This is a genomic window from Nocardia sp. GP40, from assembly GCF_050434125.1.
Taxonomy (GTDB): domain Bacteria; phylum Actinomycetota; class Actinomycetes; order Mycobacteriales; family Mycobacteriaceae; genus Nocardia; species Nocardia albiluteola.
In genome coordinates, this window is record NZ_JBNPVW010000013.1 from 48598 (window position 1) to 75530 (window position 26933).

The window sequence follows — 26933 nt, forward strand, 5'->3', positions numbered from 1 at the left end:
GGATTCGCCCTGGTGGTAGCTGCTTTCCCGGGGCCCGGGTACGAGATGTTGTCGCGTACCCGGGCTCGGCGGAGTGGATCGGCCCTGCCGTCCCGGCACTAGGCGGCCACCGCGTGGCGGACGACGATGTTGCCCATCGAGGTGCGGGCGTAGACGTCGACGTTGTCGCCGTTGCCGTCCGCGACCGGTCCCAGCTGGTTTTGCACCGCGCCCTGCATCGTGTTGGAGTGCACGGTCACCGCGCTGCCGGGACGGATGCCGACCTCGAGGTCGCCCATGGAGGTCTCGAGGCGGATGTCGCCGCGGGTGGCGGCGCCGATCCGGATGTTGCCCTTGGCGGTCTTGGCGGTAACCGAGCCGAGAGGGCGGTCCAGGACGATGTCGCCCATCGAGGTCTCGACGCGGATCTCGCCGAGTTCGCCGTTGGCGTAGAGGTTTCCGCAGCCGGAGGTGCCGCTGAGCCGGGAGCCGGCGGGGACCTCGATGGTGACGTCGATGGTGGGGTTGCCGCCGAAGGCGGTGTAGGTGCGCCAGTCCTTCGGGGTCTTCACCGTCAGCACGCCGCCGGCGAAGTCGACCTGGGTCTGGGCCGCGGCCCGCACGTCGCCCTTCTTGGCGGGGTCGGCGGGCTGGACCTGCACGACGGTGTCGGTGCGGTCCGAGGCGATCACGTTCACGGTCGCGGACAGGACCTCGACGGTGACGGCGATCGGGGCGGGGGTCTGGAAGGTGGTCATTGTTTTCTCCTTGTGTGGGTGGCGAATTCGGCCGGTCGGCCGGTTCGCTGTGCTTCGTTGATGTGAATACTTTCGCCGGGGGCGCTGACAGCGGGCTGATACCGCTCTGACATGGGCGCTGACAGTGCGTTTTCGCTGGTAGATGGGCATTTTCTGGACTGGTCGAGCATCGGCTGACAGCACGTGTGGGCCGGAATGCGACGCGAGGCCGTGGTCACCGACCACTCGAGGATCGGTGAGCGAGGCGGCCGCATGCCGCCCGGCGCCGCCGGATGGCGTCCGATGCCGCCGGATGGTCCGCCGGAGCCCGGTTCCGCACGGCAGAATGGGCCGGGTGAAGATCGCGTTGCTTGGACCGCTCGATATCCGGGCAGATGACGGTGGGGTGCTCGAGGTGCCGGGCGCCCGATTGCGGGCGCTGCTTATTGCTCTCGCGCTGGAGCCCGGCCGGGCGGTTGCGAAAACGACGCTGGTCGACTGGATCTGGGGTGAGCAGCCGCCTGCTGATGCGGCGAATGCCCTGCAGGCGTTGGTTTCCCGGCTGCGCCGGGTGCTGCCGGACGGGTCGCTCGAGGTGCAGGCGGGGGGATACCGGCTGGCGGTCGAACCCCGGAACGTCGATGCCGTTCGCTTCGAACAGCTGCTGGATCAGGCGCGCGGCGGTGGTGATGCGCAGCGGGCCGAATTGCTGCGCGAGGCCGTCGAATTGTGGCGCGGCGCGCTGATGCAGGACGTCGGGATCCAAGACAGTGAGGCCGCCGAGGCGGTGATCACCCGGCTCGAGGGGTTGCGCCTCGCGGCCACCGAGGATCTGTACGAGGCGGAGATCGCGCTCGGCCGCGGGCCGGGGCTGGTTGCCGAGCTTGCCGAGCTGGTTGCCCGAAACCCATTGCGGGAGAGGCTGGTTGCCGCGCTGATGCGGACGCTGGGCGAGGCGGGGCGCGCGGCGGAGGCGCTGACCGTGTATCAGAATGCGCGCGAGGCGCTGGCCGACGAGCTGGGCGTGGATCCCTCGCCGGAGCTGTCCGCGTTGCACGTCGCGCTGCTGCGCGGCGAGGTGGGGGCGCGGGAGGAGCGCCGGACGAATCTGCGGGCCGAGCTGACCGCGTTCATCGGCACCTACGCCGATGTGGCGGTCGTGCGCGAGCTCATCGCGAACCATCGGCTCACCACGCTGACCGGGCCCGGCGGCTCGGGCAAGACCCGGCTGGCGGTGGAGACCGCGCACAGCATGCTCGAGGACCTGCCCGATGGCGCCTGGCTGGTGGAGCTGGCCTCGGTCGGCGCGACCGGTGACGTGGCGCAATCGGCCCTGGCGGCGCTGGGACTGCGGGACGCGCTGCTCGCCGCGCAGCAGGCCGAGCCGATGGAACGGCTCGTCGCGGCGCTGCGCGAGCGCGAAACGCTGCTGATCCTCGACAACTGCGAGCACGTGATCGATGCCGCCGCGGCGTTCGCGCACCGGCTGCTGGGGGAGTGCACGCGCGTGCGGATCCTCGCCACGAGCCGGGAACCGCTCGGCATCACCGGCGAGGCGCTGTGGCAGGTCGAGCCGCTGGCGCTGCCCGCCGAGGGCGCGAGCCCGGACGAGATCGAATCCGCGCCGGCCGTTCAGCTGCTGCGCGACCGCGCGGGAACCGTGCGCAAGGAGCTGCCCTCGGATGCCGCCACCCTGGCGACCATGGCGCGCGTCTGCCGCGCCCTGGACGGGATCCCGCTCGCGATCGAACTGGCCGCGGCCCGGCTGCGCACCATGTCCCTCGACCAGCTGGCCACCCGCCTCGACGACCGCTTCCGCCTGCTGACCGGCGGCAGCCGCACGGCGATACCGCAGCATCGGACGCTGCGCGCCGTGGTCGACTGGAGCTGGGAGCTGCTCACCGACGCCGAGCGGATGGTGCTGCGCAGGATTGCCGTGTTCTCCGGTGGAGTGAGTTTGGAAGCGGCGGAACAGGTTTGCGTACACGTCGGAAGCGGGCGTGCGCCGGGCGGTCCGGAGGCGCTCGAGGGCGGGCGAGTCTTGGGGCGCGAGTTCGAAGCGGTTGGGGGCGGCGCACATACGGCGATCGAGCAGTGGGAGGTGCTCGAGTTGCTCACCACGCTGACCGAGAAGTCGTTGCTGCTCATCGCGGACGACGGCGGGCCGCGCTATCGGATGCTCGACACGATTCGGCAGTACGCGCGGGAGCGACTGGACGAGGCGGGGGAGGCGGAGTCGGCGCGGCGGGCGCATCTGGAGTACTTCACCGGGCTCGCGGCTACCGCGGAACCGCACCTGCGCCGCGGGGAGCAGGTGGAGTGGCTCGCGAAGCTCGCGGCCGAACACGACAACATCCTCGTCGCGATGCGGGGCGCGCTCGCGGCCGGCGAGGCGGCCGGGGCGATGCGCCTGGCCGCCGGCGCCGGCTGGTACTGGTGGTTGAGCGGGCACAAGACGGTCGGGATGGAGCTGATCGCCGCGGCCGCCGACCTTCCGGGCGAGGTGGACGACGACGCCCGGACCATCGTCTACGGGCTGATCGTGCATTTCGTGTCCACCGGGCGCAACGACGAATACCAGGTGCAGGACTGGATCCACCGGGCGTACGAGATCGGCAGGGACAGCCGGGTGCCGCACCCCATCGTGCCGTTCGTCGCCGCGCTGGAACGCCTGCTGCAGGGGCCCGACGCGCTGCTGACCGCGTTCGAGCCGCTGCTCACCGACGACGAGCCGTGGGTCCGGGCACTGGCCCGGCTGCAGCTCGGCAAGATGCGGACCGTGGTCGGCGGCCCGCTCGGGCGCGAGGCGGACGAATATTTCGAGGCGGCGTTGGAGGAGTTCCGGGCCGTGGGCGAGCGCTGGGGGATCGCGTTCGCGCTGAGCGAGCTGGCCGACCGGCTCGCCATGCGCGGCGAATTCACATCCGCGTGTGAGCTTTTCGACCATGCGGTGGCTGCGGTGTCCGCGGTCGGCGCTATCGAGGATGTGGTCCGGTTCCGGGCTCGGCAGGCCCAGTTGTACTGGCTGCTGGGCGATTCGGAGGCCAGCGTGGCCGCCGCCGCGGAGGCGCAGCGCGCCGCGGAACGGACCGCCTGGCCCAGCGCGCTGGCCGAGGTGGCGCTGGCCAAGGCCGAGCTGGCCCGGTGGAGCGGTGAGCCGACGTTGGCGCACCGTGAGATCGACATCGCGACAACCGCATTGGGGGCCGACGCGGAGCAGGGGCAGAACAAGGCAGCGGTGCAGGATCTGCTCGGCTACCTCGCCGGCGATGTCGCCGAGGCCCGCACGCATCACACCGCGGCCTTCGAGGCGATTTCCGAGGTCGGGTACGCACCGAGCGTCGCGCGGGTGCTCGTCGGAATCGCGGACCTGGCACTGCGATCCGAGCAGCACGAGCAGGCCGCGCGGCTGCTCGCGGCGAGTACCGCGGTGCGCGGCCTGCCCGATCTGTCCCTGCCCGACGTGGCCCGCATCGAGCAGGAAGCACGAGGTCGCCTCGGTGAAGTAGTCTTCACCGAGGCGACGAGGGCGGGTGGCGAGGCGGCCTGGCACGAGCTGGCCGCAACTACACTCGCTTGTTGAAAGTGGCCCGCGACCACAGGTATCCGACGATCGCGAACCCGGCACACCAGGCCAGCGCGGCCGCGGTGTCTCCGCCGGAGGGATGTCCGGTGAGAAATCCGCGCAGGGACTCGATGATCGGCGTGAAGGGCTGATACTGCGCGAACTGCCGGATGCCCTGCCCCATCTTGCCGGCGGGCACGATCGCGCTGCTCAGGAACGGCAGCATGATCAGCGGCACCACGCTCATGCCCGCGGACTCGGGCGTCTTGGCCGCCATGCCCAACGCGACCGTCAGCCAGGACGCGGCGAACGAGGTCGCCGCCATCACGCCGATCGCGCCGAGCCACTCCAGTGGCGTTGCAGGCGAACGGAATCCGAGCGCGAACGCCACGGCGATGATGGCCGCGATCGCCACCACGTTGGTCATGATGGTGGCCACGACGTGACCGGTCAGCACGGCACCGCGCGAGACGTCCATCACCTTGAGGCGGTTGATGATGCCCTTGGCCATATCCGAACTCACCGACACCGCGGTGCCCGAGAGCCCATAGCTGATGGCCAGCAGGATCATTCCCGGCACCGCGTAATTGATGTAGTGCTCGCCGACATTGAACGCGTCGCCGAAGACGTACACGAAGATCAGCATCATCACGACCGGCATCAGGGCCGCGTTGAAGATCGTTACGGGGGTCCGGGTGATGTGTTTGATGTTGCGGCGCACCATGATCGACGAATCCGTCAGGGGTGCGGTCAGGGTGCTCATGCTGCTGCCTCCGTGGTTGCGTGGCCGGTCAGGGAGAGGAAAACGTCGTCGAGGTCGGGAGTGTGGACGGAGACCTCTTCGGCCTCCAGGTGGGCTTCGTCGAGCCGATCCAGCAGCAGCCGAAGGGATTTCGTGCCGCCGCTACCGGGGACCCGCAGGGTCAGGGCCTCCTCGTCGGGGGTGGAGCCGGGCAGCACTCGCGCCGCCGCGGCCACCTCGCCGGCCGTGGTGAATCGCAGTTGAATGTGGCTGCCGGGCACCTGGCGCTTGAGCTCCTCGGGGGTGCCCTGGGCGACGATGCGGCCCTGGTCGAGCACCGCGATCCGGTCGGCCAGCTGATCGGCCTCCTCGAGGTACTGGGTGGTGAGGAAGATCGTGACGCCGTCGGAGGTCAACTCCCGCACGATCTCCCACATGGTGCGGCGGCTGCGCGGGTCCAGCCCGGTGGTCGGCTCGTCCAGGAAGACGATCTGCGGCCGGGTGACCAGCGTCATCGCCAGATCCAGCTTCCGGCGCATGCCGCCGGAGTAGGTCGAGGACCGCTTCGCGGCCGCCTCGGCCAGGCCGAATCGTTCGAGGAGCTCGTCGACCACGCGCTTGCGCTCGCCGCCCCGCAGACGGTGCAGGTCCGCCATCATCTCCAGGTTCTCCCGGCCCGTCAGCAGCTCGTCGACCGCCGCGAACTGCCCGGTGACGCCGATCGCCGCGCGCACCGCCGCGGGGTCGGTGGCGATGTCGTGCCCGGCGACGTGGGCCGTGCCGCCGTCCGCCTTCAGCAGCGTGGTCAGCACGTTCACCGTCGTCGTCTTGCCCGCACCGTTGGGTCCGAGCAACGAAAAGATCGTTCCGGCACCGATATTCAGGTCGATGCCGTCGAGTACGGCCTTGTCGCCGTACGCCTTGCGCAGCCCGGAGGCCGCGATTGCCGTGTTCTTCATGGGACGTACTGTCGCCAGGCGGGCTGACACGGACCTGATGTGGAGCTGATACGCCGCTCTGGGCGGTGTTGTTGCAGGTAGAACGCGTATTCGGGGTTCGTGACGGCGGCTCGGCCCGGGCTCGGAGTTCGGATTCGGTGCGCGCTTCGAGTTCGGATGCGCGCTTCGAGATGTCGGTACCCGGCCCGCTATCTCGTGGTTGTCACGGACCGTGCACTGTCGCGGGCCGATTTACCAGGCGAGGTAGCGAGGGCGGCAACGGCCTTCGGTGCGGCCAGCCATTCGCGAATGCTGTTGCGAACCAATGTCGTTCGCTTGCAATCGCAATAGGCGTCGACACCGTCGGCATCGATGCCCGCCCCGCGGCACAGGGCGATCGCCCGTGCGGCGTGCCGGGGCTGGGTGACGATGATCGCGCGGTCGATGCCGAACAGGTCGCGCGCTCGTTCGCAGGTCGCCCGGGTGGACAGGCCCAGGCTGTCCTCTCGTATCAGGGCGGGACCGACGCCGCGATCCAGCAGATACGTTCGCATGCAGGCTATTTCGTCGCCGGAGGTGCCCGCCGCATCGCCGGAGATCAGGATCTCGCTGACCTTTCCGGCCGCCAGCAGTTCGATCGCGGCATCGAGCCGTCCGCGCAGGTACGCCATGGGCTGCCCCGCCGGGCCGACCTTGGCGCCCGGCACGATCGCGACCGGGGCGTGAGGTGCGGTCGCAACCGCGAAACGGTGCCCAGACGACAGCATCCGGAGCCGGACATTCGCCCCGGCCACAACCAGAGCCGGCGCCGAGATCGCGTAGAGCACGTAAGCCCACCCGCGATTCGTCTCGAGCCTCCGCCGTCGTTCCGCCACCGTCGACACTCTGCCAGACGCTGGGGCGCGGCGGATTCCGGCCTGTCACATCGCATCGCCGTCGGCCGAGTCCTGCCGGGATGCGTCGGGGTTGTTCGCGGATGGTGTTGCCGGAGTGCTCGCGGACTGTGGCCATGATCGGAATCGTCTGCCCGGCAACGACACTCGATCCGCGGGCCGCGACCCTCGCGACACGCCCATGCGGCGTGTTTGGATAGCAGCATGACCGATGACACCCAGATTCCGCGCGTCGTGAGTGTGACTCGCGTGATCGCCGCCGATGCGGCGAGCGTTTTCGAGTTGATCGCCGATCCCGCGCAGCAGCCGCGCTGGGACGGCAACGACAACCTTTCGCAGGCCGCCGAGGCGCAGCGCCCCCGGCGCGTCGGGGATGTCTTCACCATGACTCTCACCAACGGCATGGTCCGCGAGAATCACGTGGTGGAGTTCGAGGAGGGGCGGCGCATCGCCTGGCGGCCCGCCGAGGTGGGCAAGGAACCGCCGGGGCACCTGTGGCGCTGGGAAATCGAATCCGTTGACGGCGAACACATCCGGGTCACGCACACCTACGACTGGTCCACGCTCGAGGACGAGAAGCGCCAGGTCCGTGCCCGGGCCACCGGACCGGACCAGCTGCGCGCCTCCCTGGACAACCTGGCCGAGCTCGTCGAGGGCTGAAACCGGTCGTCGAGCAGCCCGCCCCGGTCTTGTTGTTACGGAATCGCTGCCGGTCGGGCATCGTCTCGACCCCGAACAGAAAGGTGGGCACCGACCCTCGGGTCGGTGCCCACGCCTAACGCTGAGGACTAGCCTTCGTTGCGCTCAAATCTTCTTGCCCACAGCGCCGTAGAGCGAGACCTGCTTGTCGTGGCTGCGCGGATGTCGGATGCCCTCGTGGCGCCAGCGGTGGATCACCTCGACACCCGGCTCGACCAGTTCCAGCCCGTCGAAGAACCGCCCGACCTCGGCGCGGGTGCGTGGTTGCACGGGAATTCCGTGGTCGATGCAGACCCGCAACAGCCGTGCCATGCCCTCGGGATCGTCGGCGCCCTCGTCGAGATCCGTGGTCACATGCGAGATCGCGAGGTAGGAACCCGGCGCCATGGGTTTCATCAACGTGTTCACCACCTCGTACACATCGCCGGGCACGAAGTGCAGCAGAGCCATCAGAGACACCGCGACGGGCTCCGAAAGGTCAAGTGTGTCAAGCAGTTCCGGTGAGGTGAGGATGCTCTCGGGATCCGCGGCGTCGGCCTGGACGTAGGCGATGCGGCCCTCGCGCGTGCTGATCAGCCGCGCCCTGGCGTGGGTGAGCACGATCGGATCGTTGTCGGCGTACACCACCCGGGACTCCGGGGCCACCTCCTGGGCGACCTGATGCAGGTTCGGCTCGGTCGGGATGCCCGTGCCGATATCGAGGAACTGGCGAACGCCCTCCCCGGCGAGGTAACGCGTGACGTGGCACATGAATTCGCGATTGGTGCGCGCTGTCACCCGAACCGCGGGAAACTGCTGCAGCGCCTGCTCCGCGACCGCGCGATCGGCCGCGTAGTTGTCCTTGCCGCCGAGAAAATAGTCGTACATCCGGGCCGAGTGCGGCACGTCGGTGCGCAGGTCGACAGGACCGTCGGACACGGCAAGTCTCCTATTGTGTGCTGAGATTCGAGATCCGGACCACCGATGTATACCCCATCCGTGGTAGTCGGCGGTACAAATCCGGTCGGGCTCCGTGATCAATACCCAATCGTGAAGCGGCGCTGCACGAAACGTGGGAGCTCGACCTCGTCGAGGACGGCGACGGCCGCGTCCTCGGCGGATATCCGGCTGCGGCCCTCGGCGTCCATGACGGGTTGGTCGCCGCCGATTCGGAAACGGCCGGTGCGTTCGCCGGGGGCGATCTCCACGGCCGGGCTGAGGTAGGTCCAGAGTCGGTTGGAGGCGCGAAACAGTTTCAGCGCCTCGCCGTGGCCGCGCATTACCGCGGCGTACTCCCTGGGCAGGCCGAAGCCATCGATCGCGGCATTGAGCAGCTCATCCGAGTCCTCGAACACGACTCCCGGTTCGACCTCGAGACTTGCGGCACCGCCGACGACGATGAGCCGGATCCGCGAATGCCTGTCCAGCGCGGTCAGCAGCGCGGTGGCGGCGCGGGCATAGATGCCGGGGTCGGCGATGGCCCGGGCGACGGCATCGACGGGATCGGCGGCGTTGCCCGGTCCGAATCCGCTGATCAGGACGTCGAGGCCGGGCACGGCCGCGGCGATACTGCCGGCATCGGTGACATCGATGCTCTGCCAACGGATGTTCTCGCGATTGTCGTGAATGTCGGTGATGTCGCGGCTGAATGCCGTGACCTGGTGCCCGCGGTCGAGGGCTTCGGTGACGATGCGGCTGCCGATGGCGCCGGTCGCGCCGATGACTCCGATGTGCATGATTGTCTTCTTCCCGAGATGGACCCCGCAGCGGTCTGCTGCGAGATGGAACAGCCGGACGCGGTCCGATGGTGAATTCTCTTGGTAGAGCGCGAAACGCCGCCACCGAGGCGAGTTCGGTCAGCGTGGTGGGGCGTTTGCTCCGGTCATTGCGACCACCTCCTACCAATAGAGAGGCGATCGCGGAGCGAAAGTCATCGGACACGGCCTTCGATAGGGCCGGAATACCCATACTTCCCGGCGGTTCGAGGTCGAGATCGACTGCGGAAACGTTCTCGATCTGGAAGCATGATCCCCGGCGGTTTCGCTCATCGGATCGCCGTTTTCGATCACTGCCGCCGGCCAGCGATCGGCCTGAGTGCGCTGGTGCGCGGCCTCACCGCTCAGGAAGGACGCACGATGCCAACTCGCGACAGCGCCTGGCCACAGGGCACGCCATGTTGGATTGACTGTCAGGTCGATGACACGGGCAAGGCCCGCGAGTTCTACGCCAACCTTTTCGGTTGGGACATTATGGAGAGCCCACCCGAGGCGGGCGGGTATCTCATGGCGATGGTCGACGGCAAGCCCGCGGCGGGCATCGGCCCGAAGCCGCAGGGGATGCCGATGCCCTCGGCCTGGACCACCTACTTCGCCGCCGACAGCGCGGACGATATCGCGGCCAAGGTCGCCGCCGCGGGCGGTCAGGTCTTCATGCCCCCGTTCGATGTCATGGATGTCGGCCGGATGTTCGTCGCCGCCGATCCCGGCGGCGGCGTTTTCGGCGTCTGGGAAGCCAAGGCGCACAAGGGTGCCGGTGTGTTCAACGAACACGGCGCCTACACCTGGAACGAACTGCACACCCAGGGCTACAAGCCCGCGCAGGACTTCTACAGCCAGGTCTTCGGCTGGACCTTCACCGAGATCGGCGACGGCCAGAACATGATCTACTCGACCTTTGCGACCCCAGGCAGCGCGGACGGGGTCGGCGGCATGATGGATTCGGCGAAGGTTCCGGGCCAGGATCAGACCTACTGGCTCACCTGGTTCCAGTTCGACGACGTGGATTCCGGACTAAACCGCGCCGCTGAACTCGGCGCCACAGTCCTGATGGGCCCGGACGACAGTCCCTTCGGCCGCATGGGCGTGATCCAGGCGCCGCAGGGCGAATACCTCGGGCTCATCGATACCAAGGTCACGGCGGACGGATCGTAATACGCTGCGGTGCAGTAGATTACGCCTGCATAACGCAATCCGCGGTGGCGATCGCCGTTTCTCCCGGCCGAGTTCGGGTGGCCGGTGCGGTCCGCTGAACCGAGGATGAGGTGGCAGACCGGATGCAGCCGCGCGCGGCGCGGCTGCATGCCGGGCGGTGTCAGGGGATCGTCGAGCCGCTGATCTGTTGCGGCGCTGGAGTTTTCCTGGTTGTCGCGGTTCGGTGTGCGGCGACGGCGACCGTTGCGGCCAGGAAGACCAGCTGCATGAGGGTGCGGGGTAGCAGCTGGTCTTCCGGCGCGGACGACTGGTGCGCCAGTGCCGCATGCACATTGGCCGGGAACATGGCGACAAGTTGGACGGTGAGGCCGATCGCCGTCCATCTCGCCGTGCGCGGGATCAGTAGCCCGAAGACCGCCGCCAACTCCAGCACGCCGGTGAGCGTCACCAGAAATCCCGGTGCGGGCAGCCCCGATGGCACCATTCGGATCAATTCCGCACGCATGCCGATGAAGTGAGCCAGCCCGGTAGCGGTGAACATCGCGGCGAGCCCGATGCGCAGGGGCACCGCGGGCCCGGGAAGCATCGTGATGCCGAGACGTCGAGCGAGCAGTGCCACGAGCGTGACGACGACGAGGATGACGAGTGGGGCCATGGGTTCCTCCTAGCCCAGTGTGAACTTTCCAATGGAAAGATCCCACGGCGAACCCGATATTGTCAATGGAAAGATTGCGCTAGGGTCGAGGGATGCCCACTCAGCGCCAATACCACCACGGCGACCTGCGCCGCGCCCTGCTGGATGCGGCGGTGACCGCCATCGACGAGCGAGGCCCCGGAGCGGTGAGCCTGCGCGAGCTGGCCCGCGCGGTCGGGGTGTCGCACGCCGCGCCCGTCCACCATTTCGGTGACAAGGCGGGCCTGCTCACGGCCGTCGCCGCCGAGGGCTTCCAACTGCTCGGCGACGATCTCGCGGCGGTCCGGGCGCGCGGCGGCGACATCGTCGAGATGGGGGTGGCCTACGTCCGGTTCGCCATCGGCCACCGGGCGCACTTCGAGGTGATGTTCAGCGCCGACCTGCACCGCGCGGGCGATCCGATCCTGGACCGCGCGGGCGAGCGCGCCTTCGCACAACTGACAGAAGGGGTCGCCGGCAGCGACCCCGTATCGCCCCCGGACAACTCGGCCGTCGTGGCGGCCTGGTCGCTGGTCCACGGCTTCGCCACCCTCTGGAACATGGGCGCGCTGCCGTCGGAACTTGCGGAGGATCCCGAGGCCATGGCCCGCAGCATTGCGCAGCGTTTGGATACGAAATCGGGGTAGTCGTAGATGCCCCGGCCCGACGTCGTCGGTCGAGATGGCCTTCGGACCCTGGGTTATGCGGTCACGTCACCGTCGGTCACGGTGCGGTCCAACTGCCAGCGGGCCAGCGCTCGCCGCACCGAACGGTCGGTGGTGTAACCGAGTGAATCGGCCAGCGCGGTGTGTGAGGTTCGGGGTCCGCGGCGAAGTCGGTCGGCTCGGCTGCGGCGTGCAATGTCCAGTTCGTCGCGCCAGGTCGTATCCGCCTCGGCAAGCCGACGTTGCAATGTCCGCGGGCTGATCGCGAGCCGGGGCGCGATCTCGCGCAGGGAGGTCGGGCGCTCGAGCAGTTCGGCCGCGAGCACTCTGCGGAAGTGCTCCAACCAGGGCGAGTCTGGTTGTGGTCGCAGGGTGGCGGCGACGTGGCGGGCGTACTCGCGCAGGATTGCCGCGAGCGCCGGATCTCGCGGCGGTAGCCGCTCGATGTCCGAGGTGAGAAACGTGATCGTATTGAGCGGAGTATCGAAGTCCAGACGGCTGGTACCGAATGCCTCGGCGAGCCGCTGCTGCCGCCGGGGCGCGGTGTGGGCGAATCCGATGTGTACCGGCACGATCGGACTGCCGACTGCTTCCCGTGACCGGCGTAGCAGCAGCGCGAGCAGGAATTCGTGAATCGATGGCGCGGCGTCGGTCCATTGGGCCTCAGAGCTGAACGTGAGGGTGACCTGACCTCCGTTGTCCCGCACCTCCATGCGGGCCGATGGATCGACCACGAGACGCAGATAATCGGCGGCGTCCTGGGCTCCGCTGACGAATGTCGACCCGCTGGTGAACAGATAGTCCCAGACGTGCAGAGCGCCGAGCGGGGCGTGGTCGGCGGTGAACCGGCCGGCCTCGTCGCTACGAGCATCGATCATTTCCCACAGCCGGATCACGGACAAGGTGGATGGTCGGCTGAATTCGTCGGCGAGCGCAATGGGCTGCAGAGCAGGCAGCCTCGCCAGTTCGGAGTCGACGATGCCGTAGTACCGGGCGGTGCCGAGGACCAGCCGGCTCAGCTGCGGAGAGATCGTGCCCTGGATTTGTGACGCTGCCGGGTCCGCGACGGCACTGCGCGGAGACGTCTGCGCGCTGTTGAGCTGGCGCGTTCTGTCCGGTTGTTGACGCATATATGCATCTTGCAGGCCCGCCCGCCCAATTAGTTTCGATCTTGTCGCTGGCTGAGCGTTGCGGACATGAGTGTGAATCAGCTGGAAGCTCCATCTGTCCGGGCCTGGCCTGGAGTCGCTGTCGGCCGACGGCATTTTCGATGAACGAGAGAAATGAACGATGACGACGGAAAACCACGAGGAAGCTCGTATCGGTGATATCCGGATCCACTGGGTCGACGCGGGCGCGGGCGACGCCGTGGTATTGCTGCATGGCTGGCCGCAGACCAGCTACGAATGGCGGCACCTCATTCCCATACTGGCGCAGCACTATCGGGTGATCGCGCCTGATCTGCGCGGGTGGGGTCGCACTGAACGGCCGCAGGCCGGTTTCGAAGTCGCCACCGCGGCTGTTGATATCGCCGGTCTGCTAGAGATGCTCGGTATCGAGAGCGCCCATGTGGTCGGGCACGATTGGGGCACTCCGATCGGTTACTACCTGGCGGCCACCCGGCGCGAGTTGGTCCGCTCGTTCGTCGCCGTCGAGGCCAGCATCCCAGGTGCCGGTGGGGAGCATCTGCTGGATTTCTCGGCGGGCTGGAATCCGCTGTGGTTCTTCCCGTTTCTTGCCACACCCGAACTGCCACAGCGATTACTCGAGAACCGGACGGGCATGTTCTTCGAATGGGTGTTGCGGCAGATGGCTCGCTCGACACCTGAAGCCTTGAGCCCGGCGGACATCGCGACGTATGTGGCCGCTTACGGTGACGCCGATGCCGTCCGCGCCACTTGCCTCTACTACGCAAACACTTGGATCAGCGCCGAGCACGTGCGCGTTGCCTCCGAACAACCACTGACAATTCCGGTGCTGGCGGTCGCGGGTGAGCGCTCACTTGGGCAGCGCATGATCGACTATGTGCGGCGGCTGGCGCCCGGCGCGGAGGGTGTGATCCTGCCGGGATGCGGACATCTCGTGCCCGAGGAGCGTCCCGCGGAACTTGCCCAGTTGGTACTGGACCATCTCGAGCAGAGCGTCTGGTGACGCCCGAGCAGGCGGTCGTAGAACTGCTCGACCGCGAAGACGGGAAGCGCGCCGGCCCACCGTTGACGGCCACCTGGCCGGACCTGGACGTGGCCACCGCCTACGAAATCCAGAAACTGTCGCTGGACCGGCGCCTGCGTGCCGGGCAGCGCATCACAGGGATCAAACTCGGCCTCACCTCCGAGGCCAAGCAGCGGTCGATGGGGGTCGACACCCCGTTGACGGGGTGGTTGACCGATACCATGCTGCTCTCCGCCGGCGCGCCGCTGCCGCTGGACCGGTTCATCCACCCGCGGGCAGAGCCGGAGATCGTCCTGATCATGGGCAGCCGATTGGCGGGCCCGGGGGTGACCGCGAAGTCGGCGCTCGCCGCAGTCGCCGAGGTGCGTGCAGGTATCGAGATCATCGATAGCCGCTATACCGACTTCCGGTTCACCCTCGCTGATGTCATCGCCGACAATGCCTCGTCCGCTGGCTACTACCTCGGTGCGACCGCGGTCGCACCGGCCGAGATCGACATCGTCGTCGAGACTGGTCGGCTGGATATCGATAACCGGACAGTCGGAACAGCCTCGGGTGCGGCGATTCTCGGGAATCCCGCCGAGGCCCTCGCGCTGGCCGCCAATGCGCTGGCAGAACACGGCTCGAGCATCGAGGCGGGCTGGGCAGTCCTGACCGGAGGTCTGGTCGATGCTGCCCAGCTCGATGCAGGAATGCGGTTGATCGCCGCGTTTACTCGGCTCGGCGTCATCGATGTCACCGTGGGGAGCTGACATGCCGCTGATCGAAGTGTCTCTGATCGAGGGGCGCTCACCGCAGACCCTGCGCACGCTCATCCACGAATTGCACCGAGTGGCTGTACAAGTGCTCGGCGACGAACCCTCGGCCGTTCGCGTCATCCTGCGCGAAGTGCCGGAAACCCACTGGTCCGCAGGCGATGTCACCATCGCCGAACGACGCGGCCGGAAATAGAAAGGAAGACAGGACATGGCAGTACTCGGTGTGCTCGACATGGAGGGCATCACCACCGACCAGTACGACTCGGTCGTGGAGCGGATGGGCGTGGAAGGCCGCGCGCTGGGCAGCATCTACCTGCACATCGCGGCAACGACTGCGGAGGGGATTCGGGTCGTCGAGATCTGGGACGACCCTCAGGAACTCGAACAGTTCCTGGCAAATACGCTGTTCCCCACCATGCGCGAACTCGGTATCGAGCAACAGCACAGTCTCATCATGACCCCCATCCACAACGTATTCGTACCACGCTTGCAGGAGCTGCCAATGCTCAGCAGGTTCGCGGAACAATCCTGACCAGCAGGACCATGTTGTAGATGCGTTCCATGCCATGGGGATGATCACTCAGCCCGACCACACGGGCCTGGGCTGGGATTTCTCCGGCACCGTGCACGCGGTCGGCGCCGGAGTGGACCTGGCCGTCGGCACGCGGGTCGCCGGGGTGGTCATCGGGTTCGACCGTGACTTCGGCACCTACGCCGAACGGCTGATCGTGCCGGCCACCGAGATTGCCGTGGTGCCCGATGGGCTCGATCTGGTCGCCGCGTCGACGGTGCCGCTCAACGGGCTTTCCGCGGCGCAGATCGTGGACCTGCTCGGCGACGCGCCCGAGGAGGGCAATCGGCTGCTGGTGACCGGTGCGGCCGGTGCGATCGGGGCGAATGTGGTGGCGCTCGCGCCCGAACGTGGTTGGCAGGTAACAGGTTTGGCGCGAGCGGCGGATGAGGGGTTTGTGCGCGGCTTGGGCGCCGCCTTCCTCACCCACGCCGAGCGGGGCTGGGATGCGGTTGTAGACACCACGTCGCAGCAGGGATGGGGCCTGGCCGTGGTGCGTGACGGCGGAGCCTTCGTCGGAGTCCGGCCCAACATGGCGCCCGAGGCCGAGCGTGGGATCACCGTGCAGGTGCTGATGGTGCACTCCGACGGACCGCGACTGCGGGAACTGCTGGCCCGCGCCGAGTCCGGGCTGCTGCCGACGCGGGTGCATGCGGTCCTGCCGCTGGCCGAGGCAGCCGACGCCCACCGAGCCGTCGCGAAGGGTGGCACGCGCGGTCGCTACGTGCTGGAGCCCTGATTACGCCGCGGGGTGTTCCAGGCGGGAATTGGATCTGTGGCCTGCTCTTTAGATGGCGTTCCGATTTTCTATGGTGCCTGACCGGGTGCCAGGTTGCTCGCTCTGTCCTGGAGGTAGCGCTGTTCGGGGAGGCTTGTGGTGCAGCGGGCCGCCCGTTCGTAGTTGGCGCGGGCGGCGGCGAAGTCACCGGCCAGCTCTTGGAGGTGGGCGCGGACGGCGTGGACGCGGTGGTGGTGGGCCATCCTGGGATCGTGGTCGAGTCCCTCGAGCAGGTCGAGTCCGGCCTGCGGGCCGTTGGTCATCGCGACCGCGACGGCATGGTTGAGTGTGACCATGGGGTTCGGTGCGATCCGGCCGAGGATTCCGTAAAGGATGCGGATCTGTTCCCAGTCGGTGTCCTCTGCTCGCGGTGCCTGGACGTGCAGTGCGGCGGTGGCGGCTTGGAGCTGGTACGGACCCAGGGGCGACGCGGACATGGCGTTGGTGACCAGCGTGCTGCCTTCTTCGATCATGGTGGAGTCCCACCGGTTCCGGTCCTGCTCGGCCATCGGTATGAGCGCGCCGTCCGCGCTGATGCGAGCTGATCGACGTGCTTCGGTCAGCAGCATGAGTGCTAGCAGCCCGGCCACTTCACCGTCCTCGGGTAAGGATCGGTGCAGCATGCGGGTGAGCCGGATCGCCTCTGTCGTGAGCTCCCCGCGGTGCAGGTCGGGTCCGGAGCTCGCGGTGTAGCCCTCGTTGAAGATCAGGTAGAGCACCTGTAGGACCGTGTCCAGTCGTTTGGTCCACTCCTGGGGGCTCGGCATCGCGAATGCTGCTCCGGCGGACCGTATTCTCTGCTTGGCCCGGCTGATTCTCGGGGCCATGGTGGCCTCCGGCACGAGGAATGCCCGCGCCACCTCCGCGGTGGTGAGCCCGCCCACCGCACGGAGCGTGAGCGCGACCTGGGCGGCGGGCGTCAGTTCCGGGTGACAGCAAAGAAATAGCAGCGCGAGAGTGTCGTCCTGGCCGCCGGGACCTTCGTCGTCGGCCGGCCGCGCGAACTCAGCATCCGAGGTTTCGAGCCTTGCCGCGCCGACTTCTCGGCGGCGGCGCGCCTGCTCACTGCGGATCTGATCGACCAGGCGGCGGGCGGAGACTGTGACCAGCCACGACCGCGGTTTTTCCGGGATACCGTCGGCGGGCCATTGCACCGCCGCGGCGAGCAATGCCTCCTGGACCGCGTCCTCGCACTCCTCGAACCCGCCGTAGCGATGCAGGAGCGCGCCGAGGACCTGCGGCGCCAGTTCACGCAGCAGGTCCTCGAGCCCTTTGGGTGTACTCACATCTCCATCCCGGCCCAGTCCATCAACGGTCGCACCTCCACGTCGCCGTTCGCGCCGCGCCGCAGCAGGGCAGCCAATTCCACAGCGCGCTCGCGGCTTTCGCAGTCGACCACGAACTGGCCCGCGACGTGGTCTGCGGCCGGAAGATACGGCCCCTCGATCACCGTCACCACGTCGTCTCGAACCCGAACCACGGCGCTGATCGATGGATCGGCGAACAGGTGACCGCTGATGAGTTCCCCCGCCTGCCCGGTGACAGCCAGAAACTTCTGGTGGGCGAACACTTCTCCCGGTGGGTCCGCGGCGCTCACGTAGATGTTCAGTAGGAACTTCACCGCGGTGCTCAGCTGTCGGCCGTGCCCGCGAAGACCACCGGCCGCACCTCGATGCCGAGGCCCACGACGCCCGCGTCCGGGATGAGCGCCGCCAGTTCCACGGCGCGTTCCCGGCTTTCGCACTCCACCAGGTAGTAGCCACCGAGGTACTCTTTGGCCTCGAGATAGGGGCCGTCCGTGACGGCGGGGACACCGCCCCGGACCCTGACCACCGCGCTCTGCGACGGGTCGGCTAATGCGGTGGTGCTGATCATCTCCCCCGACTTCGTGATGGTCTCCATGAACGCACCGTGTCCGCTCATCACCGCTGTGCGTTCCTCTTCGGTCAGCGCCTCCCAGATCTGCGGGTTGCTGTGCATGATCAATAGAAATTTCACGTCGTCTCCTTCGACTGGCCGAGCAGCGCCCCTCTGGCACCGCACACCATCAAGTCGGAACCAGTGGCGAATTCTTGCGGGACGAGACCGCAAGAATCTGTCACCCGCTCCGACTACTCCTGCGAAGAGCGCCCCACCTGGACGTTCCGAACCCCAACGGCGATCACCGGAGTGTATGAATGAATCTGCCTCGCATAGGCGTCAGCCTCCCCTATATCGACCCCTACGCCGGCCCGGACGCGGTAGTCACCATTGCCCGGGCCGCCGAACGGCTCGGCTTTCACGCCGTGTCTGCCAGCGACCGGCTCCTGATCCCGGTCGGACCGCACTGGGACAACGACGCCGGTCTGCCCGAATCTCACGCCTGGGACTCGCTGGAGATGTTGACCTGGGCGGCCGCGCATACCCAACGGATTCGGGTGACCACGGATATCGTGAACTCGATTTTCCACCCGCCCATCCTCCTGGCCCGCAGACTGGCCACCCTCGACCGGCTATCCGGAGGGCGGTTGGATGTCGGCGTCGGCCAAGGCGGCGGAACGAGGAAGCCGCCGTTCTACATTCCCGAGGAGTTCGTCGCGGCGGGTGTCCCGGCGAGCCGCCGAGGTATGGGATTCATCGAGCACATCGCCGCGCTGCGGGCCTGCTGGACACCCGACCCCGTCGAGTTCTGCGGTAAGCACTACCGAATCCCACCATCCCTGGTCGGTCCGAAACCCTCCCGAGGCACAATTCCCTTGTTTGTCGGTGCGATAAACCAGCACACCATCGAACGTGCGGCCGACATCGGCGACGGCTTCGTCACCACCGCGATCGAGTGGGAGGTCACGCGTGTGCAGGTCGGGTGGTACCGAGCGGCCGGTGGCACCGGCACCGTGATGGTGAACGTGATCCCCGCCCGCCATGAACTGACTCCCCACGCCTTCACCGACACGGTGCTGAGGGATCTCGATCGCGCCGTCTCCGTCGGCGCCGACGAGGTGCACATCGCGCTCCACCTCCTGCCCTCCGCACCTGAGCAGCAGGTCGAGCTGTTGGAAGCGCTTGCGGCCGAGCTCGGTCCGCTGCAATGAGCTGTCAAAGAGTTTGCTGTCTGTTCGGCTGCTGGTGACCGGTGCGGCCGGTGCGATCGGGGCGAATGTGGTGGCGCTCGCGCCCGAACGTGGTTGGCAGGTAACAGGTTTGGCGCGAGCGGCGGATGAGGGGTTTGTGCGCGGCCTGGGCGCCGAATTCCTCACCCACGCCGAGCGGGGCTGGGATGCGGTTGTAGACACCACGTCGCAGCAGGGATGGGGCCTGGCCGTGGTGCGTGACGGCGGAGCCTTCGTCGGAGTCCGGCCCAACCTGGCGCCCGAGGCCGAGCGTGGGATCACCGTGCACGTGCTGATGGTGCACTCCAACGGTCCCCAACTGCGGGAACTGCTGGCCCGCGCAGAGTCCGGGCTGCTGCCGACGCGGGTGCATGCGATCCTGCCGCTGGCCGAGGCCCCCGACGCCCACCGAGCCGTCGCGAAGGGCGGCACGCGCGGTCGCTACGTGCTTCAGCCCAGCTTCTAGGTGCCCGATTCGCCAGCATCGCTTCCTTGGGCGCGCTGGACGTCGTGACAGGTCCGCCGTTATGGTCGGTGCATGAGCGGTAGCGGGGGACCGTCAGGGCCCGGCCAGAATGTAATCGGTCGTTCCGGATGATGTGCAGGCGATTGGGCAGTACGTCTACAACATCGCCGACACCATGAAGCAGGCATTGGATTCGGCTGCACGTGAAGTGGACAGCCTGCTGGCGAGTGGCTGGATCGGCGACGCGGCCGACGAGTTCTCCGCCGGGTGGGGTGAAACCCGCGATGGCGGAACCAAACTTATGCAATCCCTGACCAGCTTGGCCGAGAAGCTGGGCGTAACCGCGGCTAACTACCGGAACACCGATGCGGCCAGCGCGTCGAACATCTCCAGTCTGGATCTGCCGTGAGTTCCGAGTTCACCGTCGACCTCGAGCAGTTGGATCGGATCGTTTCCCGGCTCACCGGCCTATCCGGATTCCTGCGTGAGCACCTGGACGAGCTGGACCGCAAGGTGAAGACCCTGTCCAACGGCAGTTGGGAGTCGGCCGCAGCCAGCGCCTACACCGAGGCACAGGCTCAGTGGTCGGCCGAGGCTCGCGAGTTCACGGATGGAATCGCCGAGGCCGGTGATGCGGCGAAGAAGATGCATGAGCGCTATACCGGTGCACGAGACAACAATCGGCGCATGCTGAATTCTGGTCGATGATGCGGGTCGACTGGCAAACCTATTACGACGCCGCTAAAGCCTGTCAAAACCTCGCCGACGAGCTGCGCAAGGCCGATAGGCCGGTTCATGATGCAGTCAGGAGCGATTGCGTCGGCATGGCTGGCGACGCCCCGGGCTGCGCCGAATGGGGTAAGGCGTACGACACGGCCGCGCAGCAGACGCTGCAGGCCTCCGCCAGCCTGGCGAACGCGCTCACCAACTACGGTGCTGTGTTGTATGCGATGGGCTACAACTATGGCGGAGCCAACAAGAGTAATCCGGCCCCGTCTAGGCCGAACGTGGACCAGGTCGGCGAATACAAGGTCAGCTACCCGTCGTCGGTTGGCGGCAATGGGATCGGGTTCGACGACCACGGTGGAGTGAAGGCATTCTTCGACCAGTTGGTCGCAAAGGTGCTCTCCGCATTCGGGAAGCTGCCGAACGGAGACAAGGACAAGCTGGACAAAGCGCAGTCGGCCTGGAGTACGTTCGCTGGACATGCCACTCTCACCGGAGCGGCGAGCCAGATCGCGCAGATCTCGGCCAAGTTTGATGGAATGGACGATGCCACCAATCTGCAACTCATTCAGGGTCACTTCGCGACGCTGAAGACCGGTGCCGATACCGTGACAACCGCCGCGCAGAAGATGGCCGCGCCGGTGAAGGATTACCACGACGCCACCGTCGCTCTCGGCAATCAGACCACCAGCTCAATCAATGCGCTCGAGCTCTCCATCGGCGTCGCTGCGGTTATCGGTGGAGCGCTGGCTTTGTTCAGTCTGGGCGGGTCCGCAGCCGTTGCGGAGGTTGCGGTCGACGCCGAGGTGCTCGAAACTGCCAACACGCTCCAGACCGCCTTTCAGGCCAGTCAGATGCCGAGGATCATCGGCATCGCGGCTATGGCTGCCGGCGCGGTCGGTGTCGTCGATGCCTTCCATGCCCTACCTGACATCGACCTCGATCGGGCTATCACCAACCTCGGCATGATCATCGCTATGCAGGTGATAATCGGTGCAGATGGCGCAATGATCAGCCCGGCGTCAACAAAACCACCAGCGAATGCGTATGACCCTTCCGGTGCGAAGGCTCCTGGTAGGCCTGGTGAAGCGGAGGGATTCAATCCGCCAAAGGGCGGTGATCGTTGGGTGCCCGCATCAAATGGGCGCGGAATGGGATGGGAAGACGCGGATGGCAACGTCTGGGTTCCCACCGGCCCAGGAGCCTTGGCGCACGGCGGTCCCCACTGGGATGTGCAGCAGAAATCTGGTGGTTACACGAATGTTTACCCGGGAGGAGCGACACGATGAACCCAGTCGGCGGGACGACGCTGGAAGCTCGCGAGGTTCTCTACTACTCATACAACGATGAAGCCGCATTTTTCGGGTGGTTGGACAAGATCCCCTGCGTCAAATCCTATGTCGGGCGTGGTAATACGCTTTACATCGAGGTAGACCCTGCGGCAGTCGACGACGAAAATTTTGCCGACCTGTTTGCGCTCTTCAGGCGATACGGGGTTGATCGTGAGCAGCTGCGCCCTCTGGATACCGGAAATTTTTCGTCTTGGTTCGCTGGTAGCTGACCGACTGTAGTGACGTGCGACCCAAGCGGGTATCGGACCTGTGCCCTGGCCTTTAGCGCAATGGATGCAACCTCTAGGTGTACCAGGCGGGGCACTATAAGGATGGGACCTGCACTGACCAGCGATTTTGTTGGGGAACGCTGACGATTGATGCGAGATACGACTATCAAAAGCCGGACTAAGTGTGACCTAAAAACTGCTATTGACCTGGCCTTCCTGCGAGGTCTCCTTGACCTGAAAACCGGCAGTCATCGCGTTCGTATTCGGCGCGGCACATTGTCCCCGATGTTGGGCGCTCGTCGCTCCTATTCTCGACTTCGAGACACCGCCACCGGATCGACCTCTACATGGGCCATTCAGGCCTCCACTGTCACGTCGGCTCGGCCCGACGAGCGTTCGAGATCACCCGTATTGCGGGCCGCACGCACCATGGCCATCGCGAGCGCCAGGGACGCCGCGGTGAGCGCGACCCCGAACCACAGCGTGCTGCGCACGCCGAGGTTGTCGGCGAACAGGCCGCCGACGAGGGCGCCCAGAGCGATGGACAGGTTGTAGCCGAGGGTGTTGATCGACATGGCGGCCTCGAAGGTGTCGGGGGCGGCCGCGAGCGTCAGGTTGATCTGGCACAGGTTCGCCGCACCGAACGAGACGCCCCACAGCGCCATGGCCACCAGGGCTCCGGCGTGCGAATGACCGATGGTGAGTAGCAGCAGCAGCGAGAACACCAGTCCACCGCAGGCGACCTTGAAGCTGGCTCTCGGGTTCTTGTTCACGGTGTGCCCGGCGATGAAGTTGCCTGCCGCGCCGCCGATTCCGTAGACGACCAGCAATACGGTGATGAAGGCGGTTGATGCCGAATCGGTCTTTTCCAGGAAGGGGCGGATGAAGGTGAATGCACCGAAATGCCCGAGTACGTAGAGAACAACCGTGAGCATCACAATGCGCAGCGCGGGGTTCTGGACGGGGAGCGCGAAGACCTCCCGGGCCGAGACCGCGTTCTCCGACGGCAGTGACGGAATCGTCGCGAGAACCAGGACCAGGATGACGGCGGCCAATGCGCTCCAGATCAGGAATGTGGTGCGCCAGCTGGTCAAGCCGCCGATGAAGGTACCCAACGGAATCCCGACCACCGTGCCGATGGAGATGCCCGACAACGCGACAGCGGCAGCTCGGTTCGCGTACTGTCCCGGCACGAGCCGCATGGCCATGCTCACGGCGATGGCCCAGAACATGCCGTGCGCGAAACCCATGATCAGTCGGGTGATCAGGACCAGCGCGAAGCTCGGTGCGACGGCGATGACGAGGTTGCCGATCGCCAGCACGGCCAGCAGGATCGGTAGCAGCGCACGGCGATTCACACGCCGGGTCCATGCGACGAGGAACGGCACGCCCAGGCCGGCGGAGATGCCGAATAGTGTGACAATGAGCCCGGCCGTACCCGTGGCCACGTGCAGGCTGGAGCTCAGCGGGGTGAGCAGCCCGACGGGCATCAGCTCGGTGGTGACGAAGGTGAACAGGCTGGCGGTGATGACGGCGACGCCCAGCCAGGAACGGAACGGCGAGAGCGGATGCTGCTCGTATGCGGACATAGCTTTCCCTGCTTACTTTCTGGGGTTGACTGGTCAGGCTGCGTCGAATTGCGGGTCCCGATCGCGGGCCCGCTTCAGTTCGAAGAAGCCATCGGTGGATGCCATGGCGAAGACGCCGTCCCACAACCGACCGGCCGCCGCGCCGCGCGGCGCGGGAGAGATGACCGGGCCGAAGAAGGCAATCGGTGCGCCCTCGGCGGTCGGGACGTGGATGACGGGTGTGCCGACGGCATCGCCGACCGGATTCATGCCGGTGTAGTGGCTGGCGCGCAAGGCTTCGTCGTAGCCGGTGCTGTCCGCGGCGTCGGCGAGTTCGGCCGGCAGATCACATTCGGCGAGGGCGGCGAGGACCATGTCGCGGCCCAGGCCCGCCGCCTCGTGGTGAATCCGAGTGCCCATGGCCAGGTAGAGCGGGCGCAGCACCTCTGGGCCGTGTTGTTGTTCGGCCGCGATACAGACGCGGACGCAACCCCAGCCGTCGATCTGGCCCTGCCGATACTTCTCCGGCAGTTCGCGACCCTCGTTGAGGACCGAGAGGCTCATCACGTGGAAGCGCGTCTCGACGGGCCGTACCTGTTCGACCTCGAGCAGCCACTGGGTAGCGATCCAGGCCCACGGGCATCGCGGGTCGAACCAGAGGTCGATGGGGGTGGTGGACTGAATCTGCGAAGTCTCGTGCACTGAGGAGATCCTTTGGTCTGGTGAACCGGTGACCATTGAAGTCTCAGCCCGTGCGATCCATGAGTCCAACACATGTTTGTCAACCCATCAATCGTGATTCACGATTGATCCATGGAGTTGCAGCAGATGCGCTACGTGATCGCGGTCGCCGAGACCAACAGCTTCACCCGTGCGGCCGAGCGCTGCCTGGTCGTCCAATCCGCACTCAGCCACCAGATCGCCCGCCTGGAAAAGGAATTGGGTGCCAAGCTTTTTGAGCGCACCAGCCGCCGTGTGCGTGTGACGCCCGCGGGCGCGGCCTTCCTTCCCGCGGCACGTCAATGCCTCGATGCTGCCGATCGTGCCGCCGCGGAGGTCGCGGCCGCCGTCGGTCAGATCCGCGGACGCCTGGCAGTAGGCCTCATCCCCACCGTCGCCGCAGTGGATGTGCCGACGGTCCTGTCCGAATTCCGCTCACGCTACCCACACGTACGCATCAGCCTGTCCGCCGGTGCGAGCGAGGACCTCATCGACAAGGTCAAGAGCGGTGTCCTCGATATGGCCTTTCTGGGGCTACCGACCACCACACAGCCCCAGGGGGTCGGGACCCGTGTCCTCGCGCATGACCGTCTGGTCGCCGTGGTCGCCCCCGACCACCCGCTCGCGACGGAATCAGCCGTCGACCTGTCCCGACTGTCCTCCGAAGTTTTCGTAGACCTGCCCGAGGGCACAGCCGGCCGTGCCCAGTCCGATCAGGCCTTCGCCGCAGCGGGCCTCACACGCGATGTCGCCTTCGAAGTCACCACCGCCTATCTCATCAACCGACTGGTCGAACAACGCCTCGCCATCGCCATGCTCGCCTCGGCGTACGTGCCGCAACTGGCCGGCCTGACCACCGTCGACGTAACCGACGCACCCACCCGCGTCGAATACATCGTCTGGAGCCGCGAAGGCCGCACCCCTGCTGCAACGGCCTTCCTCGAAATCCTCGGCATCCGAGCATCATCCGAAAGTCACTGAGCCTGACCAATCTTCGGTACCCAACGGAATCCCGATGCATTGAACGTGCCCTGGGTCAGCCGACCGATCCCTATGTTCACAGTGCCCCCGCGGGGGCACTGTGAACATAGAAACGGGTCTGGCCTGTGGTTTTCGAGTGGCCGGTTGGTGATCGAAGCCGAACTATCACTTTCACACGGCGTCATCACGGGTGAGGAGAAGGAATCCAGATGTTACCGCTCGTGCGATTCTTCGAGAACGGTCCGTCCGAGCAAGGCGTAGCGGGCCGGGTCACGCTTCTTCAGGTACAGCGCGTAACCAATGCCGGCCCCGGCGACCAGGGCCACCAGCCACGGGGTGGCGCGCAGCACCAGCGAGCCGGATTCGGTCCCGGCGGCGGTGCCCATGTTCATCACCAGCAGCACGACTACGCCCAGCATTGCCAGACCACCCAGCAGCGGCGCGACCAGTGTTTTGAACCAGTGCCGGGTCTCCGGGTGGTTGGTGCGGAAGTAGGCCAGCACTGCGAACGAGCACAGTGCCTGCACAATGAGGATGGCCATGGTGCCCAGGATGGCCAGCAGGGTGTAGGTGCCCGAGTAGGGGTCCTTACCAGCCAGGCCGAAGGCCAACACCACTAGCGCGGCGACGATGGTCTGGACCAGGCCGGCGATATGCGGCGAGCCGTGCTTGGGGTGGGTGCGGCCGATGGTGCGCTGCAGGGCGGGCAGCACGCCTTCGCGGCCCAGGGCGTAGAGGTAGCGGGCGGCGCAGTTGTGGAAGGCCATACCGCAGGCCAGCGAACCGGTCATCATCAGCCACTGCATCGCGGTGACCGCCCAGTGGCCGACGTACGTGGTGGTCGGGTGGAAGAACACATTCATCGGGTTGTCCGAGCCGGCCAGGGCGACCGATTCGTCGAGTCCGTTGCCGGACATGGCCATCCAGGACACCAGCACATAGAACACGCCGACGCCGAGCACGGCGATCATGGTCGCTTTGGGGATGATCTTCTTGGGGTTCTTGGACTCTTCTCCGTACATGGCGGTCGACTCGAACCCGACCCAGGACCAGAACGCGAAGAACAGGCCCAGCCCCGCCGACGGCCCGGTGAACGCTGCGACCGGATTCAGCGGCGACAACGAGAAGCCGTGCGGGCCACCGCCATGGGCGGCGACTGCAGTTGCCATCACCGCCAGCACCGTGATCTCGGTGAACAGCAGTAGCACCAGCAGCTTCTCCGCCACCGCGACACCGAACCAGGTTCCGATCGCGTTGATCGCCAGCATCGCGATCGCGAACGCCCACCACGGCACGTGCGTATTGAACTGAGCCAGTACGGTATTGGTCCCGAAGCTGGCGAAGATGCCGACCAGCGACGGCTCGAACACCATGTATGCGAAGGTCGCCAGCAGGCCCGACGCCAGGCCGACAGTTCGGCCTAGACCGTGGGAAATGAAGCCGTAGAAGGCGCCGGTGGCAGTGATGTGCTTGCCCATGGTGGTGAAGCCCACCGAGAACACCGCCAACACCGCCATGGCGATCAGGAACGCTGCGGGCGTGCCCTTGCCGGTGCCGGCGGAAATCATGAACGGCACGTTGCCGGTCATGGCGGTGATCGGCGCGGCGGTGGCGATCGCCATGAACACCACCCCGAGTAGTCCGATAGCGTTGGGTTTGAGCCGGTGCACGCCATCGGATTCCGGCCCGGGCGACGGCGCGGCGGCCTCGCGGGTGATTTGCTGGGTCATCGAATTGCTCTCT

Annotated in this window: 30 protein-coding genes; 16 read left to right on the plus strand and 14 right to left on the minus strand. The window is 66.7% G+C overall.

Features of this window, described 5'->3' with window-relative positions:
• Nucleotides 1–98: 98 nt before the first annotated feature.
• Complete coding sequence (locus tag ABH933_RS32650; protein ID WP_215915747.1) at nt 99–737, minus strand: DUF4097 family beta strand repeat-containing protein; 639 nt, start codon at nt 735–737, stop codon at nt 99–101.
• A 325-nt stretch (nt 738–1062) separates the two neighbouring features.
• Between ABH933_RS32650 and ABH933_RS32655 the strand changes: the two genes are divergently transcribed.
• A complete protein-coding gene (locus ABH933_RS32655) occupies nt 1063–4299 on the plus strand; it encodes a BTAD domain-containing putative transcriptional regulator (protein WP_429421951.1) in 3237 nt (1078 codons plus the stop codon).
• On the opposite strand, the gene ABH933_RS32660 is transcribed toward ABH933_RS32655, so the two are convergent.
• The 3 genes from ABH933_RS32660 to ABH933_RS32670 all read right to left on the minus strand — a co-directional run bounded on the left by ABH933_RS32660 (nt 4283) and on the right by ABH933_RS32670 (nt 6836).
• Nucleotides 4283–5044 (minus strand): ABC transporter permease, encoded by a 762-nt coding sequence (locus ABH933_RS32660; RefSeq protein ID WP_215915749.1) that lies wholly within the window; start codon nt 5042–5044, stop codon nt 4283–4285. The genes ABH933_RS32655 and ABH933_RS32660 overlap by 17 nt on opposite strands.
• Nucleotides 5041–5982 (minus strand): ATP-binding cassette domain-containing protein, encoded by a 942-nt coding sequence (locus tag ABH933_RS32665; protein WP_429421500.1) that lies wholly within the window; start codon nt 5980–5982, stop codon nt 5041–5043. The genes ABH933_RS32660 and ABH933_RS32665 overlap by 4 nt, the downstream gene beginning before the upstream one ends.
• A 188-nt stretch (nt 5983–6170) precedes the next feature.
• Nucleotides 6171–6836: a SanA/YdcF family protein gene (locus ABH933_RS32670; protein ID WP_429421502.1), complete on the minus strand. Its 666-nt coding sequence runs from the start codon at nt 6834–6836 to the stop codon at nt 6171–6173.
• 222 nt (nt 6837–7058) lie between these two features.
• On the opposite strand from ABH933_RS32670, the gene ABH933_RS32675 reads away from it, so the two are divergent.
• Nucleotides 7059–7514: an SRPBCC family protein gene (locus tag ABH933_RS32675; protein ID WP_215915760.1), complete on the plus strand. Its 456-nt coding sequence runs from the start codon at nt 7059–7061 to the stop codon at nt 7512–7514.
• 144 nt (nt 7515–7658) lie between these two features.
• On the opposite strand, the gene ABH933_RS32680 is transcribed toward ABH933_RS32675, so the two are convergent.
• Nucleotides 7659–8471, minus strand: a complete 813-nt coding sequence (locus tag ABH933_RS32680) for an SAM-dependent methyltransferase (RefSeq protein WP_429421504.1) — start codon at nt 8469–8471, stop codon at nt 7659–7661.
• A 98-nt stretch (nt 8472–8569) separates the two neighbouring features.
• On the minus strand, nt 8570–9268 hold the full coding sequence (locus tag ABH933_RS32685; protein ID WP_429421506.1) for an NAD(P)-dependent oxidoreductase: 699 nt from the start codon (nt 9266–9268) through the stop codon (nt 8570–8572).
• Between the two features lie 399 nt (nt 9269–9667).
• Between ABH933_RS32685 and ABH933_RS32690 the strand changes: the two genes are divergently transcribed.
• On the plus strand, nt 9668–10462 hold the full coding sequence (locus ABH933_RS32690; protein WP_429421508.1) for a VOC family protein: 795 nt from the start codon (nt 9668–9670) through the stop codon (nt 10460–10462).
• Nucleotides 10463–10622: 160 nt separating this feature from the next.
• Here ABH933_RS32690 and ABH933_RS32695 read toward each other — a convergent pair whose 3' ends face one another.
• A complete protein-coding gene (locus ABH933_RS32695; RefSeq protein ID WP_429421510.1) occupies nt 10623–11117 on the minus strand; it encodes a DoxX family protein in 495 nt (164 codons plus the stop codon).
• A 92-nt stretch (nt 11118–11209) separates the two neighbouring features.
• Here ABH933_RS32695 and ABH933_RS32700 point away from each other — a divergent pair, with 92 nt between their 5' ends.
• On the plus strand, nt 11210–11782 hold the full coding sequence (locus ABH933_RS32700; RefSeq protein WP_429421512.1) for a TetR/AcrR family transcriptional regulator: 573 nt from the start codon (nt 11210–11212) through the stop codon (nt 11780–11782).
• Nucleotides 11783–11835: 53 nt separating this feature from the next.
• Here the strand turns inward: ABH933_RS32700 and ABH933_RS32705 are convergent, their stop codons facing one another.
• A complete protein-coding gene (locus tag ABH933_RS32705) occupies nt 11836–12930 on the minus strand; it encodes an AraC family transcriptional regulator ligand-binding domain-containing protein (RefSeq protein WP_429421514.1) in 1095 nt (364 codons plus the stop codon).
• 160 nt (nt 12931–13090) lie between these two features.
• Here ABH933_RS32705 and ABH933_RS32710 point away from each other — a divergent pair, with 160 nt between their 5' ends.
• Genes ABH933_RS32710 through ABH933_RS32730 form a run of 5 tightly spaced genes read left to right on the plus strand, consistent with a single transcriptional unit; the run spans nt 13091 to nt 16040 of the window.
• A complete protein-coding gene (locus ABH933_RS32710) occupies nt 13091–13951 on the plus strand; it encodes an alpha/beta fold hydrolase (RefSeq protein WP_429421516.1) in 861 nt (286 codons plus the stop codon).
• Entirely contained in the window at nt 13948–14724 is a 777-nt protein-coding gene (locus ABH933_RS32715) for a 2-keto-4-pentenoate hydratase (protein ID WP_429421518.1), read from the plus strand. The genes ABH933_RS32710 and ABH933_RS32715 overlap by 4 nt, the downstream gene beginning before the upstream one ends.
• Before the next feature lies 1 nt (nt 14725).
• Nucleotides 14726–14923, plus strand: coding sequence for a tautomerase family protein (locus ABH933_RS32720; protein ID WP_429421520.1), 198 nt, complete (start codon nt 14726–14728; stop codon nt 14921–14923).
• 15 nt (nt 14924–14938) lie between these two features.
• Nucleotides 14939–15262, plus strand: a complete 324-nt coding sequence (locus ABH933_RS32725; RefSeq protein WP_429421521.1) for a hypothetical protein — start codon at nt 14939–14941, stop codon at nt 15260–15262.
• 40 nt (nt 15263–15302) lie between these two features.
• Nucleotides 15303–16040 (plus strand): zinc-binding dehydrogenase, encoded by a 738-nt coding sequence (locus tag ABH933_RS32730; protein WP_429421522.1) that lies wholly within the window; start codon nt 15303–15305, stop codon nt 16038–16040.
• A 68-nt stretch (nt 16041–16108) separates the two neighbouring features.
• Here the strand turns inward: ABH933_RS32730 and ABH933_RS32735 are convergent, their stop codons facing one another.
• Genes ABH933_RS32735 through ABH933_RS32745 form a run of 3 tightly spaced genes read right to left on the minus strand, consistent with a single transcriptional unit; the run spans nt 16109 to nt 18077 of the window.
• Nucleotides 16109–17365, minus strand: coding sequence for an RNA polymerase sigma factor (locus tag ABH933_RS32735; protein ID WP_429421524.1), 1257 nt, complete (start codon nt 17363–17365; stop codon nt 16109–16111).
• On the minus strand, nt 17362–17700 hold the full coding sequence (locus ABH933_RS32740; protein WP_429421526.1) for a YciI family protein: 339 nt from the start codon (nt 17698–17700) through the stop codon (nt 17362–17364). Before ABH933_RS32740 ends, ABH933_RS32735 begins: the two co-directional genes overlap by 4 nt.
• An 8-nt stretch (nt 17701–17708) precedes the next feature.
• Nucleotides 17709–18077, minus strand: a complete 369-nt coding sequence (locus ABH933_RS32745) for a YciI family protein (protein WP_429421528.1) — start codon at nt 18075–18077, stop codon at nt 17709–17711.
• A gap of 179 nt (nt 18078–18256) precedes the next feature.
• On the opposite strand from ABH933_RS32745, the gene ABH933_RS32750 reads away from it, so the two are divergent.
• From ABH933_RS32750 to ABH933_RS32775, 6 genes are all read left to right on the plus strand, one after another.
• Nucleotides 18257–19150 (plus strand): TIGR03619 family F420-dependent LLM class oxidoreductase, encoded by an 894-nt coding sequence (locus tag ABH933_RS32750; protein WP_429421530.1) that lies wholly within the window; start codon nt 18257–18259, stop codon nt 19148–19150.
• 13 nt (nt 19151–19163) lie between these two features.
• Entirely contained in the window at nt 19164–19634 is a 471-nt protein-coding gene (locus tag ABH933_RS32755) for a zinc-binding dehydrogenase (protein ID WP_429421532.1), read from the plus strand.
• Nucleotides 19635–19809: 175 nt separating this feature from the next.
• Nucleotides 19810–20043 carry a WXG100 family type VII secretion target gene (locus ABH933_RS32760; protein ID WP_429421534.1) on the plus strand — a complete coding sequence of 78 codons (234 nt, stop codon included), beginning with the start codon at nt 19810–19812 and terminating at the stop codon, nt 20041–20043.
• Nucleotides 20040–20342: a WXG100 family type VII secretion target gene (locus ABH933_RS32765; RefSeq protein ID WP_429421536.1), complete on the plus strand. Its 303-nt coding sequence runs from the start codon at nt 20040–20042 to the stop codon at nt 20340–20342. Before ABH933_RS32760 ends, ABH933_RS32765 begins: the two co-directional genes overlap by 4 nt.
• Nucleotides 20339–21649, plus strand: a complete 1311-nt coding sequence (locus ABH933_RS32770; protein WP_429421538.1) for a polymorphic toxin type 37 domain-containing protein — start codon at nt 20339–20341, stop codon at nt 21647–21649. The genes ABH933_RS32765 and ABH933_RS32770 overlap by 4 nt, the downstream gene beginning before the upstream one ends.
• Nucleotides 21646–21921, plus strand: coding sequence for a hypothetical protein (locus ABH933_RS32775; RefSeq protein WP_429421540.1), 276 nt, complete (start codon nt 21646–21648; stop codon nt 21919–21921). The genes ABH933_RS32770 and ABH933_RS32775 overlap by 4 nt, the downstream gene beginning before the upstream one ends.
• Before the next feature lie 356 nt (nt 21922–22277).
• Here ABH933_RS32775 and ABH933_RS32780 read toward each other — a convergent pair whose 3' ends face one another.
• Both ABH933_RS32780 and ABH933_RS32785 read right to left on the minus strand, forming a co-directional pair.
• Nucleotides 22278–23510 (minus strand): MFS transporter, encoded by a 1233-nt coding sequence (locus ABH933_RS32780; protein ID WP_429421542.1) that lies wholly within the window; start codon nt 23508–23510, stop codon nt 22278–22280.
• Nucleotides 23511–23543: 33 nt separating this feature from the next.
• Complete coding sequence (locus ABH933_RS32785) at nt 23544–24191, minus strand: disulfide bond formation protein DsbA (RefSeq protein WP_429421544.1); 648 nt, start codon at nt 24189–24191, stop codon at nt 23544–23546.
• Nucleotides 24192–24302: 111 nt separating this feature from the next.
• Here ABH933_RS32785 and ABH933_RS32790 point away from each other — a divergent pair, with 111 nt between their 5' ends.
• Complete coding sequence (locus ABH933_RS32790; protein ID WP_429421545.1) at nt 24303–25190, plus strand: LysR family transcriptional regulator; 888 nt, start codon at nt 24303–24305, stop codon at nt 25188–25190.
• 212 nt (nt 25191–25402) lie between these two features.
• Here the strand turns inward: ABH933_RS32790 and ABH933_RS32795 are convergent, their stop codons facing one another.
• Nucleotides 25403–26920, minus strand: coding sequence for an APC family permease (locus ABH933_RS32795; protein WP_429421547.1), 1518 nt, complete (start codon nt 26918–26920; stop codon nt 25403–25405).
• Nucleotides 26921–26933 lie beyond the last annotated feature (13 nt).